At 68.8% G+C, this 24,878-nt stretch carries 28 protein-coding genes and 1 tRNA gene; 13 read left to right on the top strand and 16 right to left on the bottom strand.

Translation table 11 applies throughout. The features are described 5' to 3' along the window. Window positions 1-25: 25 nt before the first annotated feature. The 9 genes from atpA to ACFPN1_RS13355 all read right to left on the bottom strand — a co-directional run bounded on the left by atpA (window position 26) and on the right by ACFPN1_RS13355 (window position 8,824). On the bottom strand, window positions 26-1,576 hold the full coding sequence (gene atpA, locus ACFPN1_RS13395; RefSeq protein WP_386755621.1) for a F0F1 ATP synthase subunit alpha: 1,551 nt from the start codon (window positions 1,574-1,576) through the stop codon (window positions 26-28). A gap of 82 nt (window positions 1,577-1,658) precedes the next feature. Next, window positions 1,659-2,186 carry a F0F1 ATP synthase subunit delta gene (locus tag ACFPN1_RS13390; protein WP_386755620.1) on the bottom strand — a complete coding sequence of 176 codons (528 nt, stop codon included), beginning with the start codon at window positions 2,184-2,186 and terminating at the stop codon, window positions 1,659-1,661. A gap of 5 nt (window positions 2,187-2,191) precedes the next feature. Beyond that, complete coding sequence (locus ACFPN1_RS13385; RefSeq protein WP_386755619.1) at window positions 2,192-2,650, bottom strand: F0F1 ATP synthase subunit B; 459 nt, start codon at window positions 2,648-2,650, stop codon at window positions 2,192-2,194. Between the two features lie 111 nt (window positions 2,651-2,761). Beyond that, entirely contained in the window at window positions 2,762-3,037 is a 276-nt protein-coding gene (atpE, locus tag ACFPN1_RS13380; RefSeq protein WP_187713084.1) for a F0F1 ATP synthase subunit C, read from the bottom strand. A gap of 67 nt (window positions 3,038-3,104) precedes the next feature. After that, window positions 3,105-3,938 (bottom strand): F0F1 ATP synthase subunit A, encoded by an 834-nt coding sequence (gene atpB / locus ACFPN1_RS13375; protein WP_386755618.1) that lies wholly within the window; start codon window positions 3,936-3,938, stop codon window positions 3,105-3,107. Between the two features lie 10 nt (window positions 3,939-3,948). Continuing rightward, complete coding sequence (locus tag ACFPN1_RS13370; protein WP_386755617.1) at window positions 3,949-4,317, bottom strand: ATP synthase subunit I; 369 nt, start codon at window positions 4,315-4,317, stop codon at window positions 3,949-3,951. Window positions 4,318-4,873: 556 nt separating this feature from the next. Then, entirely contained in the window at window positions 4,874-6,676 is a 1,803-nt protein-coding gene (gene lpdA / locus ACFPN1_RS13365) for a dihydrolipoyl dehydrogenase (protein ID WP_386755616.1), read from the bottom strand. 55 nt (window positions 6,677-6,731) lie between these two features. Beyond that, window positions 6,732-7,376, bottom strand: a complete 645-nt coding sequence (locus ACFPN1_RS13360) for a hypothetical protein (protein WP_386755615.1) — start codon at window positions 7,374-7,376, stop codon at window positions 6,732-6,734. Beyond that, entirely contained in the window at window positions 7,376-8,824 is a 1,449-nt protein-coding gene (locus tag ACFPN1_RS13355) for a dihydrolipoyllysine-residue acetyltransferase (RefSeq protein ID WP_386755614.1), read from the bottom strand. Before ACFPN1_RS13355 ends, ACFPN1_RS13360 begins: the two co-directional genes overlap by 1 nt. A gap of 254 nt (window positions 8,825-9,078) precedes the next feature. On the opposite strand from ACFPN1_RS13355, the gene ACFPN1_RS13350 reads away from it, so the two are divergent. After that, window positions 9,079-9,273, top strand: coding sequence for a hypothetical protein (locus tag ACFPN1_RS13350; protein ID WP_386755612.1), 195 nt, complete (start codon window positions 9,079-9,081; stop codon window positions 9,271-9,273). Window positions 9,274-9,295: 22 nt separating this feature from the next. Next, window positions 9,296-10,030 carry a DNA-formamidopyrimidine glycosylase family protein gene (locus tag ACFPN1_RS13345; protein WP_386755611.1) on the top strand — a complete coding sequence of 245 codons (735 nt, stop codon included), beginning with the start codon at window positions 9,296-9,298 and terminating at the stop codon, window positions 10,028-10,030. A gap of 18 nt (window positions 10,031-10,048) precedes the next feature. Here ACFPN1_RS13345 and ACFPN1_RS13340 read toward each other — a convergent pair whose 3' ends face one another. The 4 genes from ACFPN1_RS13340 to ACFPN1_RS13325 all read right to left on the bottom strand — a co-directional run bounded on the left by ACFPN1_RS13340 (window position 10,049) and on the right by ACFPN1_RS13325 (window position 13,581). Beyond that, complete coding sequence (locus ACFPN1_RS13340) at window positions 10,049-10,870, bottom strand: hypothetical protein (protein ID WP_386755610.1); 822 nt, start codon at window positions 10,868-10,870, stop codon at window positions 10,049-10,051. Window positions 10,871-10,956: 86 nt separating this feature from the next. Then, entirely contained in the window at window positions 10,957-11,838 is an 882-nt protein-coding gene (locus ACFPN1_RS13335; RefSeq protein WP_386755609.1) for a DMT family transporter, read from the bottom strand. A 162-nt stretch (window positions 11,839-12,000) separates the two neighbouring features. Then, entirely contained in the window at window positions 12,001-12,525 is a 525-nt protein-coding gene (locus tag ACFPN1_RS13330; RefSeq protein WP_386755607.1) for a DUF1453 domain-containing protein, read from the bottom strand. Between the two features lie 3 nt (window positions 12,526-12,528). Further along, entirely contained in the window at window positions 12,529-13,581 is a 1,053-nt protein-coding gene (locus ACFPN1_RS13325; RefSeq protein ID WP_386755606.1) for an NAD(P)-dependent alcohol dehydrogenase, read from the bottom strand. 110 nt (window positions 13,582-13,691) lie between these two features. Here ACFPN1_RS13325 and ACFPN1_RS13320 point away from each other — a divergent pair, with 110 nt between their 5' ends. The 3 genes from ACFPN1_RS13320 to ACFPN1_RS13310 are packed head-to-tail and all read left to right on the top strand — an operon-like array spanning window position 13,692 to window position 15,150. Further along, the gene (locus ACFPN1_RS13320) at window positions 13,692-14,174 is read left to right on the top strand and encodes a YajQ family cyclic di-GMP-binding protein (protein ID WP_386755604.1); all 483 of its coding nucleotides are present in this window, start codon (window positions 13,692-13,694) and stop codon (window positions 14,172-14,174) included. Between the two features lie 23 nt (window positions 14,175-14,197). After that, on the top strand, window positions 14,198-14,590 hold the full coding sequence (locus ACFPN1_RS13315; RefSeq protein ID WP_386755603.1) for a VOC family protein: 393 nt from the start codon (window positions 14,198-14,200) through the stop codon (window positions 14,588-14,590). After that, on the top strand, window positions 14,587-15,150 hold the full coding sequence (locus tag ACFPN1_RS13310; RefSeq protein ID WP_386755602.1) for a DUF1415 domain-containing protein: 564 nt from the start codon (window positions 14,587-14,589) through the stop codon (window positions 15,148-15,150). Before ACFPN1_RS13315 ends, ACFPN1_RS13310 begins: the two co-directional genes overlap by 4 nt. Window positions 15,151-15,243: 93 nt before the next feature. On the opposite strand, the gene ACFPN1_RS13305 is transcribed toward ACFPN1_RS13310, so the two are convergent. Continuing rightward, a complete protein-coding gene (locus ACFPN1_RS13305) occupies window positions 15,244-15,948 on the bottom strand; it encodes a pseudouridine synthase (protein WP_386755601.1) in 705 nt (234 codons plus the stop codon). A gap of 58 nt (window positions 15,949-16,006) precedes the next feature. Then, complete coding sequence (locus ACFPN1_RS13300) at window positions 16,007-17,050, bottom strand: class I SAM-dependent methyltransferase (RefSeq protein ID WP_386755600.1); 1,044 nt, start codon at window positions 17,048-17,050, stop codon at window positions 16,007-16,009. 120 nt (window positions 17,051-17,170) lie between these two features. Here ACFPN1_RS13300 and ACFPN1_RS13295 point away from each other — a divergent pair, with 120 nt between their 5' ends. The 6 genes from ACFPN1_RS13295 to ACFPN1_RS13270 all read left to right on the top strand — a co-directional run bounded on the left by ACFPN1_RS13295 (window position 17,171) and on the right by ACFPN1_RS13270 (window position 22,970). After that, complete coding sequence (locus tag ACFPN1_RS13295) at window positions 17,171-17,434, top strand: hypothetical protein (RefSeq protein ID WP_386755599.1); 264 nt, start codon at window positions 17,171-17,173, stop codon at window positions 17,432-17,434. Window positions 17,435-17,530: 96 nt separating this feature from the next. Next, window positions 17,531-19,249 carry a sialidase family protein gene (locus ACFPN1_RS13290; RefSeq protein ID WP_386755597.1) on the top strand — a complete coding sequence of 573 codons (1,719 nt, stop codon included), beginning with the start codon at window positions 17,531-17,533 and terminating at the stop codon, window positions 19,247-19,249. A gap of 79 nt (window positions 19,250-19,328) precedes the next feature. Continuing rightward, a complete protein-coding gene (locus ACFPN1_RS13285; protein WP_386755596.1) occupies window positions 19,329-19,571 on the top strand; it encodes a hypothetical protein in 243 nt (80 codons plus the stop codon). A gap of 447 nt (window positions 19,572-20,018) precedes the next feature. Further along, window positions 20,019-20,086 (top strand) — tRNA-Gly (locus ACFPN1_RS13280). Between the two features lie 480 nt (window positions 20,087-20,566). Further along, the gene (locus ACFPN1_RS13275) at window positions 20,567-21,691 is read left to right on the top strand and encodes a slipin family protein (RefSeq protein ID WP_386755595.1); all 1,125 of its coding nucleotides are present in this window, start codon (window positions 20,567-20,569) and stop codon (window positions 21,689-21,691) included. A gap of 55 nt (window positions 21,692-21,746) precedes the next feature. Continuing rightward, window positions 21,747-22,970, top strand: a complete 1,224-nt coding sequence (locus tag ACFPN1_RS13270) for an RtcB family protein (protein ID WP_386755593.1) — start codon at window positions 21,747-21,749, stop codon at window positions 22,968-22,970. Between the two features lie 345 nt (window positions 22,971-23,315). On the opposite strand, the gene ACFPN1_RS13265 is transcribed toward ACFPN1_RS13270, so the two are convergent. Beyond that, window positions 23,316-24,104 carry an NRDE family protein gene (locus ACFPN1_RS13265; protein ID WP_386755592.1) on the bottom strand — a complete coding sequence of 263 codons (789 nt, stop codon included), beginning with the start codon at window positions 24,102-24,104 and terminating at the stop codon, window positions 23,316-23,318. Window positions 24,105-24,162: 58 nt separating this feature from the next. Here ACFPN1_RS13265 and ACFPN1_RS13260 point away from each other — a divergent pair, with 58 nt between their 5' ends. Together ACFPN1_RS13260 and ACFPN1_RS13255 are read left to right on the top strand one after the other, a co-directional pair. Continuing rightward, entirely contained in the window at window positions 24,163-24,447 is a 285-nt protein-coding gene (locus ACFPN1_RS13260; RefSeq protein WP_386755591.1) for a DUF4031 domain-containing protein, read from the top strand. Window positions 24,448-24,613: 166 nt separating this feature from the next. Further along, the gene (locus tag ACFPN1_RS13255) at window positions 24,614-24,871 is read left to right on the top strand and encodes a DUF3297 family protein (RefSeq protein ID WP_386755589.1); all 258 of its coding nucleotides are present in this window, start codon (window positions 24,614-24,616) and stop codon (window positions 24,869-24,871) included. The last annotated feature ends 7 nt before the right edge of the window (window positions 24,872-24,878 follow it).

Genomic DNA, 24,878 nt, shown 5'->3' with positions numbered 1-24,878 from the left:
TCCCGCCTTTGCTTTCCGATTTGCCTTACCAGGTCCCCGTCGCCTTGAACTCTTCGATGCCCTTCTTGAAGCTGCCTTCGATGTCGTCGTTCCAGTTGCCGGTCCTGGCGATGTCGGCCATCAGGGCGCCCTGGGTATTGGCGAAGTGCGCGTGCAGGCCGGCTTCGAAGGAGCCGATCTTGGCGACGGCGACGTCGTCCATGTAGCCCTTGTCGACGGCGTAGATCGACAGCGCCTGTTCGGCGATCGACATCGGCGCGTACTGCTTCTGCTTCATCAGCTCGGTGACGCGCTGGCCGCGCTCGAGCTGCTTGCGGGTGGCTTCGTCCAGGTCCGAAGCGAACTGCGCGAACGCAGCCAGCTCACGGTACTGGGCGAGCGCGATGCGGATGCCGCCCGACAGCTTCTTGATGATCTTGGTCTGGGCGGCGCCACCGACGCGCGACACCGAGATACCGGCGTTCACGGCCGGGCGGATGCCGGCGTTGAACAGGTCGGTTTCCAGGAAGATCTGGCCGTCGGTGATCGAGATCACGTTGGTCGGCACGAACGCGGACACGTCGCCGGCCTGGGTTTCGATGATCGGCAGCGCGGTCAGCGAACCGGTCTTGCCCTTCACCGCGCCGTTGGTGAACTTCTCGACGTACTCCTCGGAGACGCGCGCAGCGCGCTCGAGCAGGCGGGAGTGCAGGTAGAACACGTCACCCGGGTAGGCTTCGCGGCCCGGCGGACGGCGCAGCAGCAGCGAGATCTGGCGGTAGGCCACGGCCTGCTTGGACAGATCGTCGTAGATGATCAGCGCGTCTTCGCCGCGATCACGGAAGTACTCGCCCATGGTGCAGCCCGAGTAGGCGGCGATGTACTGCATCGCGGCCGATTCGGAAGCCGAAGCCGCGACGACGGTGGTGTAAGCCATCGCGCCGTGCTCTTCCAGCTTGCGCACGATGTTCGCGATGGTCGAGTTCTTCTGGCCGATCGCGACGTAGATGCACTTAATGCCCGAGTGCTTCTGGTTGATGATCGCGTCGATGGCCATCGCGGTCTTGCCGGTCTGGCGGTCGCCGATGATCAGCTCGCGCTGGCCGCGGCCGATCGGGATCATCGAGTCGACCGACTTGTAGCCGGTCTGCACCGGCTGGTCGACCGACTTGCGCCAGATCACGCCCGGGGCGATGGTCTCGACCGGGGCATGGACCTTGGCGTCGATCGGGCCCTTGCCGTCGATCGCTTCGCCCAGCGCGTTGACGACGCGGCCGAGCAGTTCCGGGCCGGTCGGCACTTCGAGGATGCGGCCGGTGGTCTTGGCGACGTCGCCTTCGCGCAGGTGCTCGTAGTCGCCCAGGACCACGGCGCCGACCGAGTCGCGCTCCAGGTTCAGCGCCAGCGCGTAGGTGGCGTTGGGGAGTTCGATCATTTCGCCCTGCATCACGTCGGCGAGGCCGTGGATGCGCACGATGCCGTCGGACACCGAGGTGACGGTGCCTTCGTTGCGCGCTTCGGCGGCCAGCTTGACCTTCTCGATGCGGGTCTTGATCAGTTCGCTGATTTCGGACGGGTTGAGCTGCGTGGTAGCCATCTGAGTTTCCTGTAGGGCGGGTCTCGACCCGCCGTTTAGCTTTTCGAATCGCGTCAGAGGCGGGAGACCCGCCCTACACAAATCAACTTGCGAGTGCGCCCTGCAGGCGCGAGAGCTTGCCCTTGAGCGAGCCGTCGATCACCACGTCGCCAGCGTCGATCACGGCGCCGCCGATCAGCGAGGCGTCGACCGCCGTCTCGATCTGCACGTCGCGGCCGAAGCGCTTCTTCAGCGCGGCCTTGATGCCCTCGAGCTCGCCGTCGCCCAGCGCCGTCGCGGAGGTGACGCGCGCCTTGACCACGCGCTCGGCTTCCGCGCGCAGTTCCTCGAACAGGCCGGCGATTTCCGGCAGCAGCGCGAGGCGGCGGTTGTCCGCCAGCAGGGCGAGGAAGTTGCGCTGCGCGTCGCTGGCGCCATCGAGGGCGAGCAGCGACACGGCGTCGGCGTGCGTCAGGCGCGGGCTGCCGAGCAGTTCGGCCACCTGCGGATCGGCGGCGACGCGCGCGGCGAACGCGAGCGCGCTCGACCACGAAGCGTAGTCGCCGGCGTCCCGCGCGATGCCGAAGGCGGCGCGGGCGTAGGGACGTGCGAGGGTGAGGGCCTGGCTCATCGGTCTCAGATCTCGGCGGCGAGTTCGTCGAGCAGCGCCTTGTGGGCGTTGGCGTCGATCTCACGGCGCAGCAGCTTCTCGGCGCCGGTCACGGCCAGGCTGGACACCTGCTTGCGCAGGTCTTCCTTGGCACGGTTGGCGGCAGCGACGATTTCGGCTTCGGCCACCGCCTTCTGGCGGGCGGCTTCGGCGATGGCGTCGTTCTTGGCCTGATCGATGATCTGGTTGGCGCGCTGGTGGGCCTGCTCGATGATCTCGTTGGCCTTGGCGCGAGCCGTGCGCAGTTCGCCTTCGGCGGTTTCCTGCGCCTGCGCGAGCGCGCGCTGGCTGTTGTCGGCCGCGGCCAGACCTTCGGCGATTTTCTTTTGGCGTTCTTCGAGCGCCGCATTCAGCGGCGGCCAGATGAACTTCATCGTGAACCAGACCAGGATCGCGAAGGAAAGCATCTGGCCGAAGAAAGTCATGTTGATATTCACGACGCGTCCTCGACGGATTTCTCAAACCAGTGCGGCAACGCCGCACCAGGAACTACTTCGGTGCTGCGCTCCCTGCGAAGCGCAGCACCTCCGGCCTGCTTAGGCAGCAGCGTTCTGCAGCGCGCTGAGCAGCGGGTTGGCGATGCCGAAGAACAGGGCGACGGCGAGGCCGATGATGAACGCCGCGTCGATCAGGCCGGCCAGCAGGAACATGCGGCCCTGCAGCACCGGGATCAGCTCCGGCTGGCGCGCAGCGGATTCGAGGAACTTCGAACCCATGATGGCGATGCCGAGGCACGCGCCGAGGGCGCCGAGGCCGATGATGATGCCGATGGCGACGGCGGTCAGGCCCTGCACGTGAGCGATGAATTCCATGGTGGTTCTCCAGCGATTGTCTAAGGGGTGAAGCGGTGGAAGGGAAAAACGGGATTACGGGATTGCGTCAATGGCCTTCGCGCGCACCGGCGATATAGACGACGGTGAGGATCATGAAGATGAAGGCCTGCAGCAGGATGATCAGGATGTGGAAGATGCCCCACGCGGCGTTGGCGATCACGCCCGGCAGGAAGGTCACCCAGCCCGCCATCAGGCCGGCGATGAGCATGAACACGAGCTCGCCGCCGTACATGTTGCCGAACAGTCGCATGGCCAGCGAAATCGGCTTGACCAGCCACTCGATGATGTTCATCACCAGGTTGACCGGGGCGAGCACGATCGCGCCGAAGCCGTGGGCGTGGAAGGGTGCGGTCAGCAGTTCCTTGCCGAAGCCCATGCCGCCCTTGGCCGACCAGGCGTGGCCGATCAGGATCAGGAACACCGACGAGGAGATGCCGAGCGTGGTGTTGAGATCGGCGGTCGGGACGATGCGGAAGAAGGTGTGGTGCGCGGCTTCCTCGCCACCGACCAGGGTGACCAGCATCCCCGGCAGGTCGAGCGGGATCAGGTCCATGGTGTTCATGAACACGATCCACATGAAGATGGTGAGCGCCAGCGGCGTGACCGAGCGGCGGTCGCCGTGGAAGGTGTCGCGAACCTGGCCGTCGACGAATTCGACGATCAGCTCGACGAAGGCCTGGGCCTTGCTCGGCACGCCGGCCGTGGCCTTGCGCGCGGCGCGGCCGAACCACAGGACGAACAGCAGGCCCAGTCCGAGTGCGACGGCCCAGGAGTCCCAGTTGAAGTTGGAAGGATCGGCCGGAGCACCGTGGACCGCCTGATTGTGGGTCAGGTGGTGCTGGATGTATCCGGTCAAACCGCCGCCACTAGATTCACTCACGAAACGACACCTATCGTCTGATCGAATTGGCCAGCACCAGGGCCAGCGTGGCCGCAATGACACCGGCCATCAGGGGTATTCCGGGGAGGCGGAACAGCCCCAGCGCGATCACGATCGCGACCAGCACCAGCAGCCACTTCAACGCCATCCCCATCAACAGCCGCGCGAACGCGACACCCGCAGGACCCACTCCGCCTCCCAGCGCCACCGCCGCCGAAACCCAGGCAGCCAGGGTGACCGCACCACCGCCGACCAGCGCCGCCAGAAACCACGGCAGGCCTTTTACGAGGAAGGCCAGCGCCACCAGCACGGTGGCGATGGCCTGCCAGGCGACCGCTCGCTGCGCCAGCCGCCGGCCCGCGGCGATTGGATTCGACACGCGACAGGCTCCGTACGGAGAGCATTGGGATGGACTAGAGGGGCAGAAAAGCGCCCTGCGAAGCCGCGGAAGTATAGCAGCGGGAACTTTTCGGCAGCAACCGCGAAAGGCTGGGGAGACGGGGGGTCGCGCCGGGTCGGCGGGCTTGCCGGGGGCGGCCGGAAGGGGCGGTTTCGGGCCCGGGAAACGGGCGGAAAATTCACTCCGGCTGTTCACGGAACCTTCGCGGGAGGCCCGGGTCGGACCCGATAGGCCTGCTTCTTCCTCGTCGACCCAACGCAGGCCTGCGAAGCCCCGGTTCCGAGGCCGGGGCTTCGCCTTTTCCGCCTACCCGTTTCCCTCTCACGCCCTGCGGGGAGAAGGTGGCGCGGAGCGCCGGATGAGGGCGAGCGAAGCGAGCGGCTTGTGGGTCTCGTGGCGGGCAAAGCAACAGCAGGCTCGCTGCGCTCGCCGCCCCTCATCTGCCCTTCGGGCATCTTCTCCCCGCAGGCGGGGAGAAGAGAGGATCTTTCGCTGCGTGATGCGTTGCAGGAAGAAGAGCGTATCTTTCGCCGCCCTACTTCTTCTTCGGGATGTAGAGATCCGTGATCGTCCCGTCGTAGACCTCGGCCGCCATGCCGACCGACTCGCTCAGGGTCGGATGCGGATGGATGGTGTGGCCGATGTCGGCGACTTCGCAGCCCATCTCGATCGCCAGTCCGAGTTCGGCGATGAGATCGCCCGCGTGAACGCCGACGATGCCGGCGCCGACGATGCGGTGCGTGGCCTCGTCGAACACGAGCTTGGTGAAGCCTTCGGTGCGCCCCAGGCCGATCGCGCGACCCGACGCGGCCCACGGGAACTTGCCCACGCCGACCTTCAGGCCCTTGGCCTTCGCCTCGGCTTCGGTCACGCCGACCCAGGCGATTTCCGGATCGGTATACGCCACCGACGGAATCACCCGCGCCACCCACTCCTTCTTCTCGCCGGCGGCGACTTCGGCGGCGAGCCTGCCCTCGTGCGTCGCCTTGTGCGCGAGCATCGGGTTACCGACGATGTCGCCGATGGCGAAGATGTGCGGCACGTTGGTGCGCATCTGCCGGTCGACCGGAATGAAACCGCGATCGGCGACGTTCACGCCGGCCTTGCCGGCGTCGATCCTGTTGCCGTTCGGCGCGCGCCCCACGGCGACGAGCACCCGATCGAACACCTGCGCTTCGATCGACGCGGGCTTGCCGGCGTCGGCACTCTCGAACGACACCTTCAGGCCATTCTTCTGCGCCTCGGTGCCGGCCGCCTTGGTGCGCAGGTGCACGGCGACGCCCTGCTTCTTCAGGCGATCGGCGAGCGGCTTGACCAGGTCGGGATCCGCGCCCGGCATCAGCTGGTCCATGAACTCGACGACCGTCACTTCCGAACCCAGCGCGCGATACACCGTCGCCATTTCCAGGCCGATGATGCCGCCACCGACGACGAGCAGCCTCTTCGGCACGTCGGCGAGTTCCAGCGCGTCGGTCGAATCCATCACGCGCTTGTCGTCCCACGGGAAACCCGGCAGCTTCACCGCCTGCGAGCCGGCGGCGATGATGCATTGCTCGAAACGCACCAGCTGGGTGCCGCTCTTGCCGGCCACTTCGATCTCGTTCGGCGAGACGAACGTGCCCACGCCTTCGAGCACGCGCACCTTGCGCTGCTTCGACATGCCCGCCAGCCCCTTGGTCAGCTGGCCGACGACCTTGTCCTTGTATTCGCGCAGCTTGTCGAGCGTGATCTTCGGCTTGCCGAAGTCGATGCCGTAGTCGCTGGCGTGCGCGGCTTCGTCGATCACGGCGGCCGCATGCAGCAGCGCCTTCGACGGGATGCAGCCGACGTTGAGGCAGACGCCGCCGAGCGAGGCGTAGCGTTCGACCAGCACGGTGTCCAGGCCGAGATCGGCGGAACGGAACGCGGCGGTGTAGCCGCCGGGGCCGGAACCGAGCACCAGCATGCGGCATTCGACGTCGGCCTTGCGTCCGCTCGCCGCCGCGGGCTGCGGGGCCTTGGCGGGTGCAGCCGCGGCAGCCGGCGATGCGGCGGCAGGCGCGGGCTGCGGTGCGGCGGCCGGCGCCGGTGCAGCGGCAGGTGCCGGCGCGGTGCCAGCCTCTTCGCTTTCGAGGATCGCCACGACGCTGCCTTCCGACAGCTTGTCGCCGACCTTCACCTTCAGTTCGACGATGCGTCCCGCGGCGGACGCGGGCACTTCCATCGTCGCCTTGTCCGATTCGAGCGTGACCAGGCCCTGGTCCTTCTTGACGACGTCGCCGACGGCGACGAGCACTTCGATCACCGGTACGTCGTCGTAACCGCCGATATCGGGAACCTTGAGTTCGATGTTGGCCATGACCGCTTCCGTTCAATGCGTGGGGCGCGTGCGGACCCGCCGCGCGCGAAAGGTTTTATGGCGCGGCCGACGGCGCGCCCATGGTGTCGAGCACGTCGCGCATGCGGTCCAGCGATTCGCCGAGCTGGCGCCAGCGCTTGGCGCGCTTCTCGTCGCCCTCGTCGCTGGCCTCGACCAGCAGATCGATCTGGTCGCGCAGCAGCGCGCCGAGTTCGCACTGCGGCTTCAGGCCGCTGACGCGCAGGTCGCCGATGGCGAAGACCCAGGCGTCCTGGTCGGCGAAGGGCGCGGTGCTGCCTTCGGGCGCGGCGGCCGACAGCGCGCGGCGCCAGTCCGCGACCAGACGCGTGGCGACGGCGGCAGGGATGGGGGCTTCGTTGAGTTCCGGCGTCTGCGCGGTGCGCAGTTCGAGCCGGGTCGGCCCCCAGAAGTGGACGCGCTCGTCGGCGACGGCGCGACGCAGGGTCCAGTCGCCGCCCTCGCTGCCGGGAATCAGCAGCACGCCGCTTTCGGCGCCCGCGGTCGGCAGCAGGGTGAAACTCCAGCCCGGCTGCGCGCCACCGGCGAACAACTGCTCCACCGCCGCGCCGTAGTTCTCCGTCGCCGGCGGCCAGCCGCGACCCAGCGCGAGCTTGCATTCGTCGTCGGCCTGCGCGGTCGGCGCCAGCAACAGCGCCATCACGAGTGCGGCGGCGCGCATCACAACAGCACCCGCCGCATGTCGCCCAGCAACTGCGCGAGATACGCGGTGAAGCGCGCCGCGGCCGCGCCGTCGATCACGCGATGGTCGTAGCTCAGCGACAACGGCAGGATCAGGCGCGGCGCGAACTGCTTGCCGTCCCACACGGGCCGGATCGCCGACTTCGACACGCCCAGGATCGCGACTTCCGGTGCATTGACGATCGGCGTGAACTTGGTGCCGCCGATGCCGCCCAGCGAACTGATCGAGAAACAGCCGCCCTGCATGTCGGCCGGGCCGAGCTTGCCGTCGCGCGCCTTCTTCGCCAGTTCGGCGGTTTCCTGCGCGATCTGCAGCACGCCCTTTTTGTCGCAATCGCGCACCACCGGCACGACCAGGCCGTTGGGCGTGTCGGCGGCGAAGCCGATGTGGAAGTACTTCTTCAGCGTGAGGTTCTCGCCGCTGGCGTCGAGCGACGCATTGAAGGTCGGGTACTTCTGCAGCGCGGCGACCGAGGCCTTCATCAGGAACGCGAGCATGGTCAGCTTGATGCCGGCCCCGCCCTTATCAGGAGCGGCGTTTTCCTTGTTGAGCGCGACGCGCAACTCTTCCAGATCGGTGATGTCGGCGTCGTCGTGCTGGGTGACGTGCGGAATCATCGCCCAGTTGCGCGCGAGGTTGGCGCCGGAAATCTTCTGGATGCGCGAGAGTTCGCGCGTCTCGATCTCGCCGAACCTGGCGAAGTCGACCTTGGGCCAGGGGAGCAGGTTGAGGCCGCCACCCGCCGCGGCCGCCGGTGCGCCCGCGGCGACGCCGCTGCCGGTCATCACCGACTTGACGAACTTCTGCACGTCTTCCCTGCTGATGCGGCCGCCGCGTTCGCTGCCCTGCACCTGCGACAGGTCGACGCCGAGTTCGCGCGCGAACAGGCGCACCGCGGGACTCGCGTACGGCACCTTGTCGGGCATCAGTTCGTCCGCGGTGAAGGCCACCGGCGGCGTGCGCGGCGGCGCGGCTTCGGGGTCGATGCCCGGGCGGTTGTCGAGGGCCGCCGGTGCGGTGGGCACGGGCGAGGCGGGCTGACGCACCATGGACTGCTGCGCGATGCGGTCGGCCTGCGCCGGCACGGCGACGGGTTCGACCCGGGTCGCGGTCTCGGCCGCCGGCGTGGCGGCCTGGGCGACGGGCTGGGCGCGCGGCGCTTCTTCCTTCGCCGCGGGCGCGTCGTCGGTGGCTTCGATCATCGCCACCACGCTGCCCTCGGACAGCTTGTCGCCGACCTTGACCTTGAGCTCGCGAACCACGCCGGCGAACGGCGCGGGGACCTCCATCGTGGCCTTGTCGGATTCCAGCGTGACCAGACCCTGGTCCGGTTTCACCGTGTCGCCCACGGCGACCAGCAGTTCGATCACGGGCACGTCGTCGTAGCCCCCGATGTCGGGGACGCGTGCTTCCTTCAACTCAGCCATGGAGGGCTCCGCAAGCGCGAAAGTCCCTATTGTGTCCGCTGGGCGGGGATGCGCCAACCGGAACGCGGCCGCTGGAGCGGTACTGATTTCGTATTCCCGGTACGACTGCCCTGCGCGGGGCGACCGCCACGCCCCTTCGCCGCCCGGTACGCCCGCGCATGGTTTGCCGCATGTGTCTGAATGCGTATTTCACAAAGTCTTTCCGCCTGCGGGCTAGCCTGCCTGCGCCGTTTCATTTCGCTGGAGCCTTCGCGATGACCACCAAGCTCGACAAGCCCATCCGCCGCGAGATCGAAATCGACGAGAAGCCCTACACCCTGACCATCGACGGCGACGGCCTGAAGATCGTGGAAAAGGGCCGGCGCAACGGCCAGGAGCTGCGCTGGCGCGACCTGATCAGCGGCGACACCGCACTGAGCGCGGCCCTGGGCGCCAGCACCGGCGGCTGATCCGCGACCCGGGCCGCCAGCCGTGCCCGAAGGCCCGTCGATCGTCATCCTCCGCGAGCAGGCGGCCGGTTTCGCCGGCAAGGTGGTCCGCGAGGTCGCCGGCAACAGCCGGCTCGACCTGACCCGCATGCGCGATCGACGCCTGCGCGCGCTGCGCAGCTGGGGCAAGCATTTCCTGCTGTGCTTCGATGGCTTCGCGATGCGCGTGCACTTCATGCTGTTCGGCAGCTACCGCATCAACGAGCGCCGCGAAGCCGATCCGCGCCTGAGCCTGCGCTTCGCGCGCGGCGAACTGAATTTCTACGCCTGCTCGCTCAAGTACATCGAGGGCGACCTCGATGCCGTCTACGACTGGAGCGCGGACGTGATGGCGCCGGAGTGGAACCCGCGCGCGGCCCACCGCAAGCTGCGCGCCATGCCCGAGGCGCTGGCCTGCGACGTGCTGCTCGACCAGGACGTGTTCGCCGGCTGCGGCAACATCATCAAGAACGAAGTGCTGCACCGCATCCGGGTGCATCCCGAAAGCAAAGTCGGCGCGCTGTCGCCGCGCAAGCGCGGCGAACTGGTGAAGCAGGCGCGCGAGTACAGCTTCGACTTCTACGCATGGAAGAAGGCCTTCGTGCTGCGCAGGCACTGGCAGGTGCATGCGAAGACCCACTGCCCGCGCGACGGGACGCGCCTGTCCTACCGCGCGAAACTGGGCCGCCGGCAGCGCCGCGCCTTCTGGTGCGGGCACTGCCAGCGGCTGTATCGCTGACGGCTTATCGCCGGGTGCTCAGTCGCCGATGATGCGCAGACCGAAGATCAGGCTCGCATCGCTGACGTGATTGATGGTGCCGCTCACGTTGAGGCGGACCGTCGTTTCCTGCTGGAAGAACGCATTGGCCTGGGCCTCGGTCAGCCCGAAGCTGTCGACCAGCGTGCGCTTGCTCAGGAAACCGGCGATGCACACCGCCGAGTCGCGGCTGCGCTGGGTGAACGCCGCGCCCGGCGGCAGCGGCACCTCGTAGAACTCCGAGGAAGTCATGCTGGTGTCCAGGCGGCCGGCGAAGGGCAGGCCCGTCATCGGATTGATCAGCGCCGGATCGTCGAGCACGGAATTCTCGATGGTCAGCGTCGGGCTGTAGCGCACCAGTCCGTTGACCATCGACGCGCCCGGATTGTCGTAGCTCACCGTCACCAGCGGCGAGAGCCAGTAGCACAGCAGCGACTTGCTGGCCTTGGGCGGCAGGCGGATGTGGCCGAGGTCGGTGAAGCTGAAGCTGGTGAGCGCGCCGGGCGTGATCACCTGGCAACCGGGACCGGTCCAGGTCGAGCAGTCCGTGGTCAGCGCGATGTCCGCCTGGGTCACGCCCAGCCAGCGCAGGTTGCGACCGAACGAGTCGACATCGCCGACGTCTTCGACGCTGACCGCGTCCGCGCGCGGCGACAGCGGTTTGCTCAGGCTCAGGCCGCGCCGCAGTTGCGGCGAGACCAGATCGGCCGAGTGGCTGTCGATGGCCTCGGGCCGCGGCGGTGCCTGCCGTGCCTGGGCGAATACCGCGGCGAGTGCCAGACCCATGGCGCCCGCGGTGATCAGATAGGGGTTCAAACGCATTGCCGGTGCCTCCTATGGCGTGATGGCACCGGGTATTACGCAAACGCGCGCGGGTACGGGTCACCCGATCGGGGGACGCCCGCGCCTCAGGGGTGCTCGGCCTCGACATGCACGCGCTCGCGGCGCAGCAGGTACAGGCCGCTGGCCACAATGATGCCGGCGCCGAGCCAGGTCACCGCATCGGGCAGCACGCCCCACAGGGTCGCGTCCAGCAGCACGCCCCACAGCAGCGCGGTGTATTCGAGCGGCGCGATCAGCGAGGCCTCGCCGAGGCGGAAGGCCTCGGTGATCGCGTATTGCCCCAGGGCCCCGGCGATGCCGACGGCGGCGATGACCCAGGCATCGACACCGCGCACCGGCAGCCAGTCCGGGATCGCGAGCACGCCCGCGCCCAGGGCCATGAAGAACAGCAGCCACACCATCAGCGCCTGGGTGCTGTCGGTGCGCGCGATGAGGCGCACCGTGATCGCCGATACCGCGTAGCCGAAGGCGGCGACGAGCACCGCCAGCCCCGCCAGGCTCAGCACGCCCTCGCCCGAGGGACGCAGCACCACCAGCACGCCCAGCAGGCCGATGCCGATCGCGGTCCAGCGCCGTGGACCGACCCGTTCGCCAAGGAAGGGCACCGACAGCGCCGTGATCAGCAGCGGCGCGACGAAGAAGATCGAATACGCCTCCGACAGCGGCAGCGTGCGCAGCGCGAAGACGAAGCCCGCCATCATCATCACGCCCAGCGCGCCGCGCAGCAGATGCAAGGACCAGCGCACGCGCAGCAGCGTCCGCGCCCCGCCGGTCCACAGCGCCCACACCAGCACCAGCGGCAAGGACGAGGCGCCGCGGATCGCCGACACCTGGAACGGCGGATAGTGCGCACTGAGCGTCTTCAGGCCCGCATCCATCAGGCAGAACATCAGCACCGCGGCCAGCATGTAGGCGACGGCACGCAGATGTGCGTGGGGTGGGCTCACGGCGGAGTTCCTTGCGGCTAGGGCGGTCGAGGCGCGCCGACGCGCGCCGGACCTGCGGGAGGTGGTCGTCGGGCAGCGAGTTTGCCAGCGCGATGTCCGGCGCCGGGAAGAGCGACTGGAACGAAGCGTCCCCAGCGGGAGCGCGACGCCATCGGCCGCCGCTTACCGCCCGCGCACGCGCCGGCGCAGGCCCCAGGCATAGGCGAGGTAATGCCCGAGCAGCAGGCCGCCCACCGCCAGCACGCTGCCCTGCTGCGCCAGCCAGTCCGCGTGCGCGCCGGCCGTCCACGCCTGTTGCAGGCGGTAGACGCCGAAGCCGAGACGCCCGGCAACGACCAGCGTGAGGGCCAGCACCAGCCAGCGGTTCGGCGTGTAGAACAGTCCCTGCGCCGTAGTTTCGAAACGCGTCAGCGCCAGGCCCAGCATCCCCAGCAGAACGCCGATCGCCAGACCCGCGACGGCGTGGCGCAGCGCGGCGTCGATCCAGAATCCGCTGAGCCAGGCACTGCCGGCGAACACGAGGGCCGAGACCAGCAGCGTCCACGCGTTGAGCGCGATGACCCAGGGCACCGCGCGCCGCCGCGCACGCCCGGCGCGATAGCGCTGCCACAGCACCAGCGGCAGCGACAGCAGCCACAGCACGAGCATCGCCAGCAGCAGCAACGGCAGCAGCAGGAGCAGCGGCATCGCTCAGCCGCCGCGCAGGCTGGCCATGTCGATCACGAAGCGATAGCGCACGTCGGACCGCACCATGCGGTCGTAGGCCTCGTTGATGCGCGCGATGTCGATCAGCTCGATGTCGGCGGCGATGCCGTGGCGGGCGCAGAAGTCGAGCATTTCCTGGGTTTCGCGGATCCCGCCGATCAGCGAGCCGGTCAGGCGCCGGCGCCGTCCGATCAGCACGTAGGCCGCCAGCGGCGCCGGTCGTTCGGGGATGCCCAGCAGCACCATCGTCCCGTCCAGGCGCAGCAGGCCCAGGCAGGCGTTGTAGTCGTGCGCGGCGGACACGGTGTCGAGCACGAGATCGAAGCGCCGCGCCAGCCGCTTGAACGTCCTCGCATCACGCGTGGCGGCGAAGTCGTGCGCGCCCAGTGCCAGCGCGGCGTCGCGCTTGGCCTCGGAACTGCTCAGCACCGTCACCCGCGCGCCCATCGCCCGGGCGATCTTCACCGCGATGTGACCGAGGCCGCCCAGACCGATCACCGCGACCTCGCGGCCGTCGCCCGCGCCGAAGCGCTTGAGCGGCGAATACGTGGTGATGCCCGCGCACAGCAGCGGCGCAGCACGATCCGGCGGCAGCCCGTCGGGGATGTGCAGCACGTAGTCGGCATCGACGGTGATGCGGGTGGAATAGCCGCCGTAGGTCGGCAGCTGCGTGTCGCGTTCGCGCGAGTTGTAGGTCGCGGTCATGCCGCGCTCGCAGTACTGTTCTTCGCCGGCGCGGCAGGGTTCGCACTGGCGGCACGAATCGACGAAGCAGCCGACGCCGACGAGATCGCCGACCGCGAAGCTCGCCACGTCGGCACCGATCCGGGCGATACGGCCGACGATCTCGTGCCCCGGCACCATCGGGAACAGCCCGCCGCCCCATTCGTCGCGCGCCGAATGTACGTCGGAATGGCAGATCCCGCAGTAGAGGATGTCGATCAGCACCTCGCGCGCACGCGGCGCGCGACGCTCGATGGTGAATGGCGCCAGCGGCGCGCCGGCCGTGGCGGCGGCGTAGGCGGGCGTACGAAGCATGACGCGTTCTCCCACGGCGATCCGGACCGCCAGTCTATCCAGCGCCCACACCGCATGCGCTACCCTTGCGCCCCCCATACAGGCAACGCGCCGCTTTTCCCGGAGTTCCCATGCCCTCCTTCGACGTCGTCTCCGAAGTCAACCAGCACGAGCTGACCAACGCGGTCGACCAGGCCAACCGCGAGTTGTCCAACCGCTTCGACTTCAAGGGCGTCGACGCGAAATTCGTGCTCGAGGACCAGGTGATCAGCCAGTCGGCGCCGAGCGATTTCCAGCTCAAGCAGATGGAGGACATCCTGCGCGCCCGCCTGATCGCGCGCGGCATCGACGTGCGCTGCCTGGAATTCGGCGCGGTGGAAACCAACCTCGCCGGCGCGCGGCAGAAGATCACCGTCAAGCAGGGCATCGAGCGCGACCTGGCGAAGAAGATCCAGGCCACGCTCAAGGACGCCAAGCTCAAGGTCGACAGCCAGATCAACGGCGACAAGCTGCGCGTCACCGGCAAGAAGCGCGACGACCTGCAGGAAGCGATCGCGCTGCTGCGCGCGGGCAACTTCGAACGCCCGCTGCAGTTCGACAACTTCCGCGACTGACGCGCCGCGGCGGAGGATCGCCCATGGACATCGAGCTCGACCATCTGCTGGTGCCCTCGCACGATCGCTTCGCCGCCGCGAAACAGCTCGCCGGACTGCTCGGCGTACCGTGGTCGGACCACGGCGTCGGCCCATTCTGCCCGGTGTACGTCAACGACGGCCTGACGCTCGACTTCGACCAGGCCGAAGAGGAGTTCCCGGTTCAGCATTACGCGTTCCGCGTCTCGGCCGACGACTTCGACGCGATCCTCGGGCGCATCCGCGCGGCCGGCATTCCCTACCGCGGCGCACCGCACGGCGCCGACGACATGCAGGTCGGCACGTGGAACGGCGGCCGCCTCGTCTACTGGAACGTCCCCGACGGCCACGTCTGGGAACTGCTCACCGTCAGCTACGCGCGCCGGCCGCAGGCATGACGCGTACCGACGACCCCATCGCCGACACCCGCCGCTGGCTGGAGCGCGCGGTGATCGGGCTCAATCTGTGCCCGTTCGCGAAGGCGGTGTACGTCAAGCAGCAGGTGCGCTTCGTGCTCAGCGACGCGCGCGATCCACAGGACCTGTTGCAGCAGCTGCGCGACGAACTGCGGTGGCTGCACGCCGCCGATCCGCAGCAGACCGACACGACGCTGATCGTGCATCCGCACGTGCTGGGCGACTTCCTCGAGTACAACGACTTCCTCGATCTCGCCGACACGCTGATCGCCGAACTCGGCCTGGAAGGCGAATTGCAGGTCGCCAGTTTCCATCCCGATTACCGTTTCGCCGGCACGGCGCCGGACGCGATCGAAAACTGCACGAACCGTTCGCCCTGGCCGACGCTGCATCTGCTGCGCGAGGACAGCGTGGCGCGCGCGGTCGCCGCGTTTCCCGATCCGGATGCGATCGTGGCGCGGAACATCGCGACGCTGGAGAAACTGGGCCACGCGGGCTGGGCGCGGTTGCTGGGCACTGCGCCGTCGGCGGATGGCGAGTAACGCGGCGCCGTTCGGCGGCCCGCATCCCGACCTGGCTTTCCTGCAGCCGTCGCAGAACCGCGCGTAACGCGACGCGGCAGCCCGCCGCAGCGGCTAATCGCGCGCGAACAGGCGCTCGCGATCGGCCTCGTCCAGCAGCCGCCACTGCCCCGGCGCCAGTTCGCCCAACGCCAGGCCACCGATGCGGCTGCGATGCAGGCTTTCGACGTGATTGCCGACCGCGGCGAACATGCGCCGCACCTGGTGGTAGCGGCCTTCGGTCAGGGTCAGGTGCGCCGTGCGGGGGCTTACGACCTCCAGCTGCGCCGGCGCCAGCGGCGTCGTTTCCGATTCCAGCAGCAGCGTGCCGCTGGCGAAGACCCCCGCTTCGTCGCCACGCAGCTCGTGCGCGAGCGTGGCTTCGTACACCTTCGGCAGGTGCGTCTTCGGCGACACGATGCGGTGCAGCAGCGCGCCGTCGTCGGTCATCAGCAGCAGGCCGCTGGTGTCGCGATCCAGCCGCCCCACCGTCGACAACATCGGCGAACGCAGGCGGAAGCGCGGCGGCAGCAGGTCGTAGACGATGCGACCGGGATCCTTGGTCGAACAGGTGTAGCCGACCGGCTTGTGCAGCATCAGCAGCAGACCCGCCGGCGGATCCAGTGGCTCGCCCTCGATGCGGATGTCCGCGTGCGCGACCTGGTCGTCGGCGTAGAGCACCTCGCCCTGCGCGTCGGTCACCATCCCGGCGCGGAACATCGCCGCCACCTGTTTGCGACTGCCGTAACCGAGGTTGGCGATGAGTTTGACGAGCTTCATGAAGAATCCGGAAAGCGGTTGGTTTGACGGTTGCCGATGCGGCGGGTTGCGGTGAAAGTCAGCCGCGGATCGCCTCGAACACCTTGAAGCCCTGGTCCTGCGCCACCGTGCGCACCTGCGCGAAGTGCCGGGCGAGTTCGGCTTCGTACGGCAGGTGACGGTTCGCGACCAGCCACAGGCGACCGCCGGCGTGCAGCGCCGCAGCGGCGACGGCGATGAAGCGGCGGCCGATGTCGGGACGGTCGGCGCGACCCTGCGCGTGGAACGGCGGGTTGCTGACGATCACGTCGTAGCGGCGGTCCAGGCCGACGGTGACATCGTGCCAGTGCCAGCCGATGGCGATGCGCGCCGCCTGCGACGCGAGGTTGAGGCGGGCGAGGTCGAGCGCGCGATGCTCGGCTTCGTACAGGTCCAGCGACACGATGCCCGGGCAACGCGCCAGCAGCTCGCTCGACAGATACCCGTAACCCGCGCCCAGATCGGCCGCCGCCCCGCGCAGGTCCGTCGGCAGATGGGCGGCGAGCAATGCCGAAGCGGCATCGATGCGATCCCAGGCGAACACGCCGGGACGGCTGAGGAAACGTCCGTCGGCGATCGGGCGCGGCGCGTCGAGTTCGCGCCATTGCGCGAACAGCGCCGGATCGATCGCGCCGTGCAGCGGCGCGGTCCAGAACGCGCGGCACTTGTTCTTCGACAACTGGCCCAGCGGTCCGGCGAGCCTGGCCAGGTCGGCTTCACCCGATTTCGCGCCTTCGTCGTTGCGCACGCAGGCCAGCACGCGGCCACCGGGCGCCGTGCGCGCGATGGCCCGGGCGTACAGCGCGCGCGCTTCGTCGCGTTGCCGCGGCGGCAACACCAGCACCAGCGGATGCAGGCTCGCGTCCGCCGCGTCGACGAGCGTCAGGCCCGAGCGCTGCAGGGCATCGGCCGCGGGCCGGAAGCTCTGTTCGCATACCAGCCCGGGCCATGCGCGCTGGTGCAGCGGCCAGCCATCGCGCGCGCGCAGGAACAGCGCGCCGCCTTCGCGCGGCCACGACAGCGGGCCGTCCAGCAGCGGCAGCAGCAGGGTTTCGAGCGCGAAGTCGGGACCCTCGACGGACACGCGCAGCCTTCAGTGACATGAACCAGCGCGGATTCTACGCGGCGCGCTCGCGCATTAACGCGCGGCCAACGCCGGCGCGCGCATCATCCGGGACCCGCCCTTCAAGCCAGGAGTGCTGGAATGCGCGCCCTCTTCGTCGGCGGTTCCGTCGACAACAGCGAACTGGATCTGGAAACCGACCGCCCGCCGCTGCACTACCCCGAGAACACCGGCGGCGGCCACGCCCGCTATCGCCTGCACCACGTCGGCGTGCGCGACGAAGGCGACATCGCCTACGTCGTCTACGCGGCGCCCGACCTCGCCGACGAGGTCGTCAGCACCATCAGCGACGAGCGCAATTACCCGCGCCGCTTCCACGCCACGCCGGCCCTGGTGGCGCGCTGATCGCAGGCTGACGTTTCTTGTCGGCAAGACCGCGCGCGGCGCCGCGCCCGCGCCGCGCTGACTAGACTTGGCCACCTCTTGCGAAGGAGAGCGGCGATGCGCGCGCAGGCAGTGGTGCGTTCGATGCGGCTGGTGTCCGTCCCGTTGCTCCTGCTGGGCCTGGCCGCCTGCGGAGGTGGCGGTGGCGGCTCCGGCGGCGGCACCCCTCCCCCGCCTCCGCCGCCTCCCCCACCGCCGCCTCCGGGACTGGATGCGCAGTACCGCGCCTCCGGGCCTTCGCCGTTCACCGCCAACTGCGACGGCGTTCCCGTCAGCGGCACGTTCTTCCAGAACGCGGAAGTCGAGCCGTACGTCGCGGTCGATCCGACCAACCCGTCCAACCTGATCGGTGTGTGGCAGCAGGATCGCTGGTCGAACGGATCGGCGCGCGGACTGATGAGCGCGCGCTCCGGCGACGGCGGCCAGACCTGGACGCGCATGCCGCTGCCCGTGTCGCGCTGCGGCGGCGGCACCTTCGCCAACGGCGGCGACTACGCGCGCGCCACCGATCCGTGGGTGACTTTCGCGCCGGACGGCACGGCCTATGCGATGGGTCTGGTCACCACCGGCGGCTCCTTCGAAGCCGGTTCGGTCAACGCCATGCTCGTCGTGCGCTCCACCGACCGCGGCGCGAGCTGGAGCGCGCCGACCACGCTGATCCGCGACGGCGCCGGCTTCTTCAACGACAAGAACACCATCACCGCCGACCCCCTCGACGCCTCCTTCGTCTATGCGACCTGGGACCGGCTGGTGGCCGGCGATGCCGGCGGGCCGACATACTTCACGCGCACCAGCAACGGCGGCGCCAGCTGGGAGGCCGCGCGCGCCATCTACGATCCGGGTCCGTCGAGCCAGACGCTCGGCAACGTCATCGTGGTCGCGCCCAACGGCACGCTGGTCAACCTGTTCACGCAGATCGACCGCGTCGCGCCGAACACCACGCAGGCGCACCTCGCCGTGATCCGTTCGACCGATCGCGGCGTCAACTGGAGCGCGCCGGTGCGCATCGCCGACCTGCTCGCGGTGGGCACGCGCGATCCGCAGAGCAACGTGCCGGTGCGCGACGGCTCCGAACTCGCGCAGATCGCCGTCGCGCCGAGCGGACACCTGTTCGTGGTGTGGCAGGACGCGCGCTTCAACAACGGCACGTTCGATTCGATCGCTCTCTCGCGCTCGACCGACAACGGCGCGACCTGGTCGGCGCCGACGCGGGTCAGCGCCGCGGGCGTACCTGCGTTTACGCCGTCCGTGCACGTGCGCCCCAACGGCGACGTCGGCGTCACCTACTACGACTTCCGCAACAACACCGCCGCGGCGAGCCTGCTCACCGACTACTGGCTGGCGCGCTCGTCCGACGGCGGCGTCAGCTGGAGCGAAACGCACGTCGCCGCGTCCTTCGATCTGACCACCGCGCCGCCGGCCGGCGGCGCGTATTTCCTCGGCGACTACCAGGCACTTGCCAGCCGCGGCGACACCTTCGTGCCGTTCTTCGTGAAGACCAGCAGCGGCGACCTCACCAATCGCACCGATGTCTACGCCGCACCGGCGGTGTCGGTGCCGGTGACCGCCGCGGCGCCGGCGAGCCTGCGCGCCGCGGTGCAGGCGATGCTCGCGCGGCGGCAGCAGCGCCGCGACATCGCATCGCGCGCCGTGCCCGCGGATTTCCGCATGACCGATGCGCTCGCCCGCGACGTCAGCGATCGCCTCGAACGCAACCTGCGCTGGCGCATTCCGCACTGGGGCGAACGCACGATGCGGGCGCCGCCATCGCCGTAACGACGTTGCTGCTGCGAACGGAAGTGGGATGTTCCGACGCGTTTCGTTGCGTGCGACAGCGCGCATCGGAACGTCCACGATGCGGCGCATCGTGCACCGCATGCCGTCGATACCCGACGAACGGTGGTTGCACATCCGCTACGTCGCGCGTAAGGTGCGCGACCTTCGCCGTTGCGGCGATCACTTGCAGAACCGTATTTCCATGAAGTCCTCATTCTCCATCGCCAACCCGACTGCGCTGCGGCCCAACCGCCACGGCACGGCCGCGTGCGGCCTGCCGCGCGACGAACGCGCGCGCAAGGACTTCGTCCCACACGACTGATCCCGCTCGCGGAGATCGGTCACCCCGATCTCCCGAGGCAACGCGAACGCCCTCGGGTTCCCACCCGGGGGCGTTTTGTTTTGGCGTTCGCAAAGGGATTTTTCCGAGGTTTATCGCGATTGCATCGCGCATCCCGAAGCATCCGGGCGTGCTGGCCCGAGGCAGGGAACTTCCGCGAAGGCGCTTCATGCGCTGTGCCTGGATGCTTCGGCACGGGCGGCAGCGGATGCAGTCGCGCACGGATTGGCCTTTTCGACAAGAGGCCAATGCGGAACATCGATCGAACGGTTCGCAGCGGCGCAGGTTCCCCATTCCTGCCCGGTGCGCGCGGCCCTGCCGTGGCGTATGCCGAGGATCGGGAGAAGGTGTTTCGCGAAGCGACGTTGGCTGAAAGGTAAGGCACGACCTCACGGTCGCCATGCCGGTTCGAGTCCGGCACGTCACCACTGGATAGCTCAGTCGGGTAGAGCACCGAACTTCCAATTCGGCTGTCGCGGGTTCGAGTCCCGCTCCAACAACGACCTGTCACGTCGTTACAACGGGCGAAAGCCCCACCAGGAAGCGCCCCGTGCGGCGTTTCGCCAGGCGCCGCATCGTGTGTGCGGCGTGCAACGGAACCCCGCAGCGGTGGAGTCGCCGGGCCTGCGCCCTCGAGGCACACCGGCGATCGCACGAAGGCAGCGCACGGGCATGCATCGCCGTCGCTGGCGTAACGCGATCGTCGCCGTGCACAGAGCGCGCAATGCTCCGCGGCTTTGGCGTCAGGGGTGCTTCCACCTTTTTTGCCTGCTTCCTCCGGGAGAAGGCCCTGTGGCGCGATGCGCCGGAGGCGACTTCGGCAAGGCAGTCGACCCTCGGGTGTCTGCTGCTTCGCTGCACCCTCGCCCCAAACCCCTCTCCGGGAGAGGGGCTTCACAGCAAAAGCGCGACAACCGATCCATCGCGCGCAATACCAAGCGGGTCGGACCACCAGAGCCAACAAAGGAGAAGTTCCCATGTTCTGGACCAAGAGGGTCGTGATCGGTGACGGCGAGCGCGGCCTGGTGTATCGCAACCGTCAATTCGCCGGCGTGCTCGCGCCGGGCGTGTACAGGTGGTTCGACCCGCTGGGTCGGATCGAGGTGAACACGCACAACATCGCCAGGGCCGAATACGCCGGCAACGACACCGACGTGCTGATCGCTGCACTGGGCGAGCGGCTCGACGCGTACTTCGTGCTCGCCAACCTCGGCACCGACGAAGTCGGTCTGGTGCTGAAGAACGGCAAGCTCGAGGACGTTCTGGCGCCGGGCACGCGCAAGCTGTACTGGAAGGGCCTGGTGGCCGTCGCGGTGCAGGCGGTGTCGCTCGGCAAGGGCCTGGAGCTCGAGGCCGCCGTGAGCAAGCGTCTGCGTCAGCTCGGCGTGCTCGAGCGCATCGCCGTCGCGGTCACCGTGCCGGAAGAGAACGCGGGCCTGCTGTTCGTCGACGGCAAGCTGGTGCGCACGCTCGCGCCGGGCGCCTACGCCTTCTGGAACTTCCAGAAGAACGTCGGCGTCGAGACCGTCGAACTGCGCGTGCAGTCGATGGAGGTCTCGGGCCAGGAACTGCTGACCCGCGACAAGGTGAGCCTGCGTGTGAACCTGGCCGCGAGCATCCGCGTCACCGATCCGGTGGCCGCGCGCACCAGGGTCGCCAGGTACGGCGACTACGTGTACCGCGAGCTGCAGTTCGGCCTGCGCAAGGCGATCGCCGCCAAGACGCTGGACGAGCTGCTCGGCGACAAGGTCTCGCTCGACGCCGACATCTTCGGTTACGTGCGCGGCCGCGTCGGCGAACTCGGCATCGAGGTGCTCGGTGTCGGCGTGAAGGACGTGATCCTGCCGGGCGAGATGAAGGACATCCTCAACAGCGTGGTGCAGGCGGAGAAGGCGGCCCAGGCCAACGTGATCCGTCGTCGCGAGGAGGCGAACGCCACGCGTTCCCTGCTCAACACCGCCAGGCTGATCGAGGAGAGCCCGGTGCTCATGCGCCTCAAGGAGCTGGAGGCGCTGGAGAAGATCACCGAGAAGATCGACAAGCTGACCGTGTTCGGCGGCCTGGACGGCGTCATGAAGCAGCTCGTCAGCTTGAAGCAGTAACCTTCGCGTGGCGAACGGATTCGCCACGCGGAGCCTTTCAGAACGGATTCCAATCATGAGTACGCAACAACACTACGAATTGCTCCACGCCGGGCACGCGGCCACGCCGATCAAGGGCTGGGTGCACGGCGTGCCGGTCGAGGACAAGGCGCGGCAGCAGTTGCAGAACATCGCCGCCCTGCCCTTCGTCGGCCCCTGGGTCGCGGTGATGCCCGACGTGCATCTGGGCATCGGCGCCACGGTCGGTTCGGTCGTGCCCACGCGCGGCGCGATCATTCCCGCCGCGGTCGGCGTCGACATCGGCTGCGGCATGGCCGCGGTGCGGACCACGCTGACGGCGAGCGATCTGCCCGACGATCTGGCGCAGCTGCGCAACTCGATCGAGCGCGGCGTTCCGGTCGGCAACGGCCCCGGTGGCGACCACCGCCGCATTCCCGACAGCATCGAGACGAAGCTGGCGCAGTCGGCACTGATGGCGCGGCTCGCACGCATCCGCGACAAGCACCCCAAGATCCGGCCCGACAAGGTCGACAAGCAGGCCGGCACGCTCGGCGGCGGCAACCACTTCATCGAGATCTGCCTCGACGAGAGCGATCGGGTGTGGGTGATGCTGCACTCGGGCTCGCGCGGCACCGGCAACCTGATCGGCACGTACTTCATCGAGCTGGCGCGCAGGCAACTGGAAACGCGCGTGCTCGGCTTCCACGTGCCCGACCGCGACCTCGCCTTCTTCCTCGAAGACGAGCCGCTGTTCGCCGACTACGTCGAAGCGGTGTCGTGGGCGCAGGACTACGCCCGCGTCAACCGCGAGGCGATGCTGGCGCGGGTGCTGCACGAGATGCGCCACCGCCTCCCGAAGTTCCAGCTCGACAAGGAAGCGGTGAACTGCCACCACAACTACGTGCAACGCGAGCAGCATTTCGGCCAGTCGCTGCTGGTCACGCGCAAGGGCGCGGTCAGCGCGCGCGAGGGCGAGCTCGGCATCATCCCGGGCAGCATGGGTGCGCGCAGCTACATCGTGCGCGGCAAGGGCAACGCGGACAGCTTCCACAGCTGCAGCCACGGCGCCGGTCGCGTGATGAGCCGTACCGCCGCGCGCGCGCAGATCACCCTGAAGCAGCACCGCGAGGCCACCGCGCACGTCGAATGCCGCAAGGACGCGGGCGTGATCGACGAATCGCCGGCCGCGTACAAGGACATCGACGCGGTGATGGCGGCGCAGCGCGACCTGGTCGACATCGTGCACACGCTGCGGCAGATGGTGTGCATCAAGGGGTGAGGAAGGAGGCTTGCGCGCCATGGCGCGCGTCCTGACGAACGCCCGGCCATCGAGGGCCGGGCCGGGCGCTCCGAAGCCGAGTTGCTACGCCATGGATGGCACCGCCGACGCAGCCGAAGCGACTGACGCGGCCGACGCGACTGACAGCCGAAGCGACGCGTTCCCTCTCCCCGCGCGCGGGGAGAGGGTGCCCCAACGGGGCGGGTGAGGGGGAGCGATGCGCAGCGAGCTGCTTTTGCTGTTGCGGTTGCGGTTGTTCCCGAACGAAAGCAAAAGCAGCTCGCTGCGCTCGCTCCCCCTCATCTGCCCTTCGGGCATCTTCTCCCCGCACGCGGGGAGAAGAGGTCAGGCGGCGCGCTGCAGCACACGGAAACTCTCCCCCTGCGGCACCCCATCCGGCCCGAAGCGCCGTTCGGCGAACAGCATCCGCTCCGCTTCCACCAGCACCACCGTGCTGCAACGCGTGCCGTAGCGCTCACCACGCACGAACGGCGGCGACAGCCAGCGCTCCATTTCCAGGCCCACGCCCGTGTCCGGCAGCGCCGCATCCGGCGCCGGCGTCGTGTCGGCCAGCGCCGCGAACAGCGGCTCCAGCGCGGCCGCGTCGATCTCGCGCGCGGACGCCGGCGAGTCGAGCCACGCGCGCAGTGCCCGTGTGGCATGGCCGCTCTTCGGCCAGGGCGCGTCGAACGCGCCATTGGACATCGCATGGATCCCCGGACTGACCGGCCGCGATCCGGCCTGCGGGTAATTGGTGGCGAACACCAGCGCCCGCCCATCCCACGTCAGCAGGTTGTAACGGCCGTGTTCCGGCGCGACCGGCGCGAGCCGCGCGGCGTACGCGGCAGCATCGTTCTCGCCGCGGACGAAATCGCGCACCAGCGCGCCACGCGAGCGCGGTGCGGTTTCGGGATTGCGTCCCGCGCGTACGTTGGTCACCGCCGCCAGGCGACCCCGCGTGGACACCTGCAACCAGCTGCCGCCGGCCTGCAGGTCGCGGCCGCCGTACACGCCGCGCGCTTCCGGATCGACACCGGCGGGCGCGGTCGGACGCCCGTGGAATTCGTCGCGATTGGCGATCAGCGCCAATGCATAGCGCGGGTGGTGTTGCCAGGCGACCGCGATCAGACACATGCACGCATGATAGGCGCGCGCTGCCGCGCCGGCGTGCCGCCGGTGGCACACTGTGGCCATGACGGTCTATGTCGACGATGCCGTGCATCCGTGGCGCGGCCAGCGCTGGGCGCACCTGATGGCGGACACGCTCGCCGAGTTGCATGCGATGGCGGCGCGCCTGGATATTCCGCGCCGCGCGTTCCAGAACAAGACCAGCGGCGCGCACTACGACGTCACCGCGGAACTGCGCGAACGCGCCATCACATTGGGCGCCGTGCCCATCTCGCGGCATCGCGAACGTGAACTGGTGAAGGCGGTGATTGCGCGCGCCAAGGCCCAGGGGCGCGGCGAGGCATCGTAGGCCCGGATCAAGGCGCCGGCGGTTCCGCTGCCGCGCCGGCAGCGTGGTGAGGTCGCCGATGCCCTTGACGCCTGCAATCAGGCCACCGCGTGAAAGCGGGGCGATGCAGGCAAGCGGCGGCGCGGGCGCCTACAATGCGCCCTCGTTTCCCACCTGCACGACCGCCATGTCCGATACGCCTCCCGATCGCCTGTCCAACGACCCGCGCAGCAAGTTCTACGACGAAGCCCTGCTCGAGCGCGGCGTCGGCATCCGCTTCAACGGCGTGGAGCGCCACAACGTCGAGGAATACTGCATCAGCGAAGGGTGGGTGAAGCTGCCCGTGGGCAAGGCGCTCGACCGCCACGGCCAGCCGATGACGATGAAGGTGAAGGGCGCGGTCGAGGCGTGGTTCCTGACGCCGGCGCAGCAGGACGGCGAGTAAGGCGCGC

Source organism: Lysobacter yangpyeongensis (assembly GCF_042655745.1).
GTDB classification, from domain to species: Bacteria; Pseudomonadota; Gammaproteobacteria; order Xanthomonadales; family Xanthomonadaceae; genus Agrilutibacter; species Agrilutibacter yangpyeongensis.
This window is presented reverse-complemented; position numbering and strand designations above follow the sequence as displayed.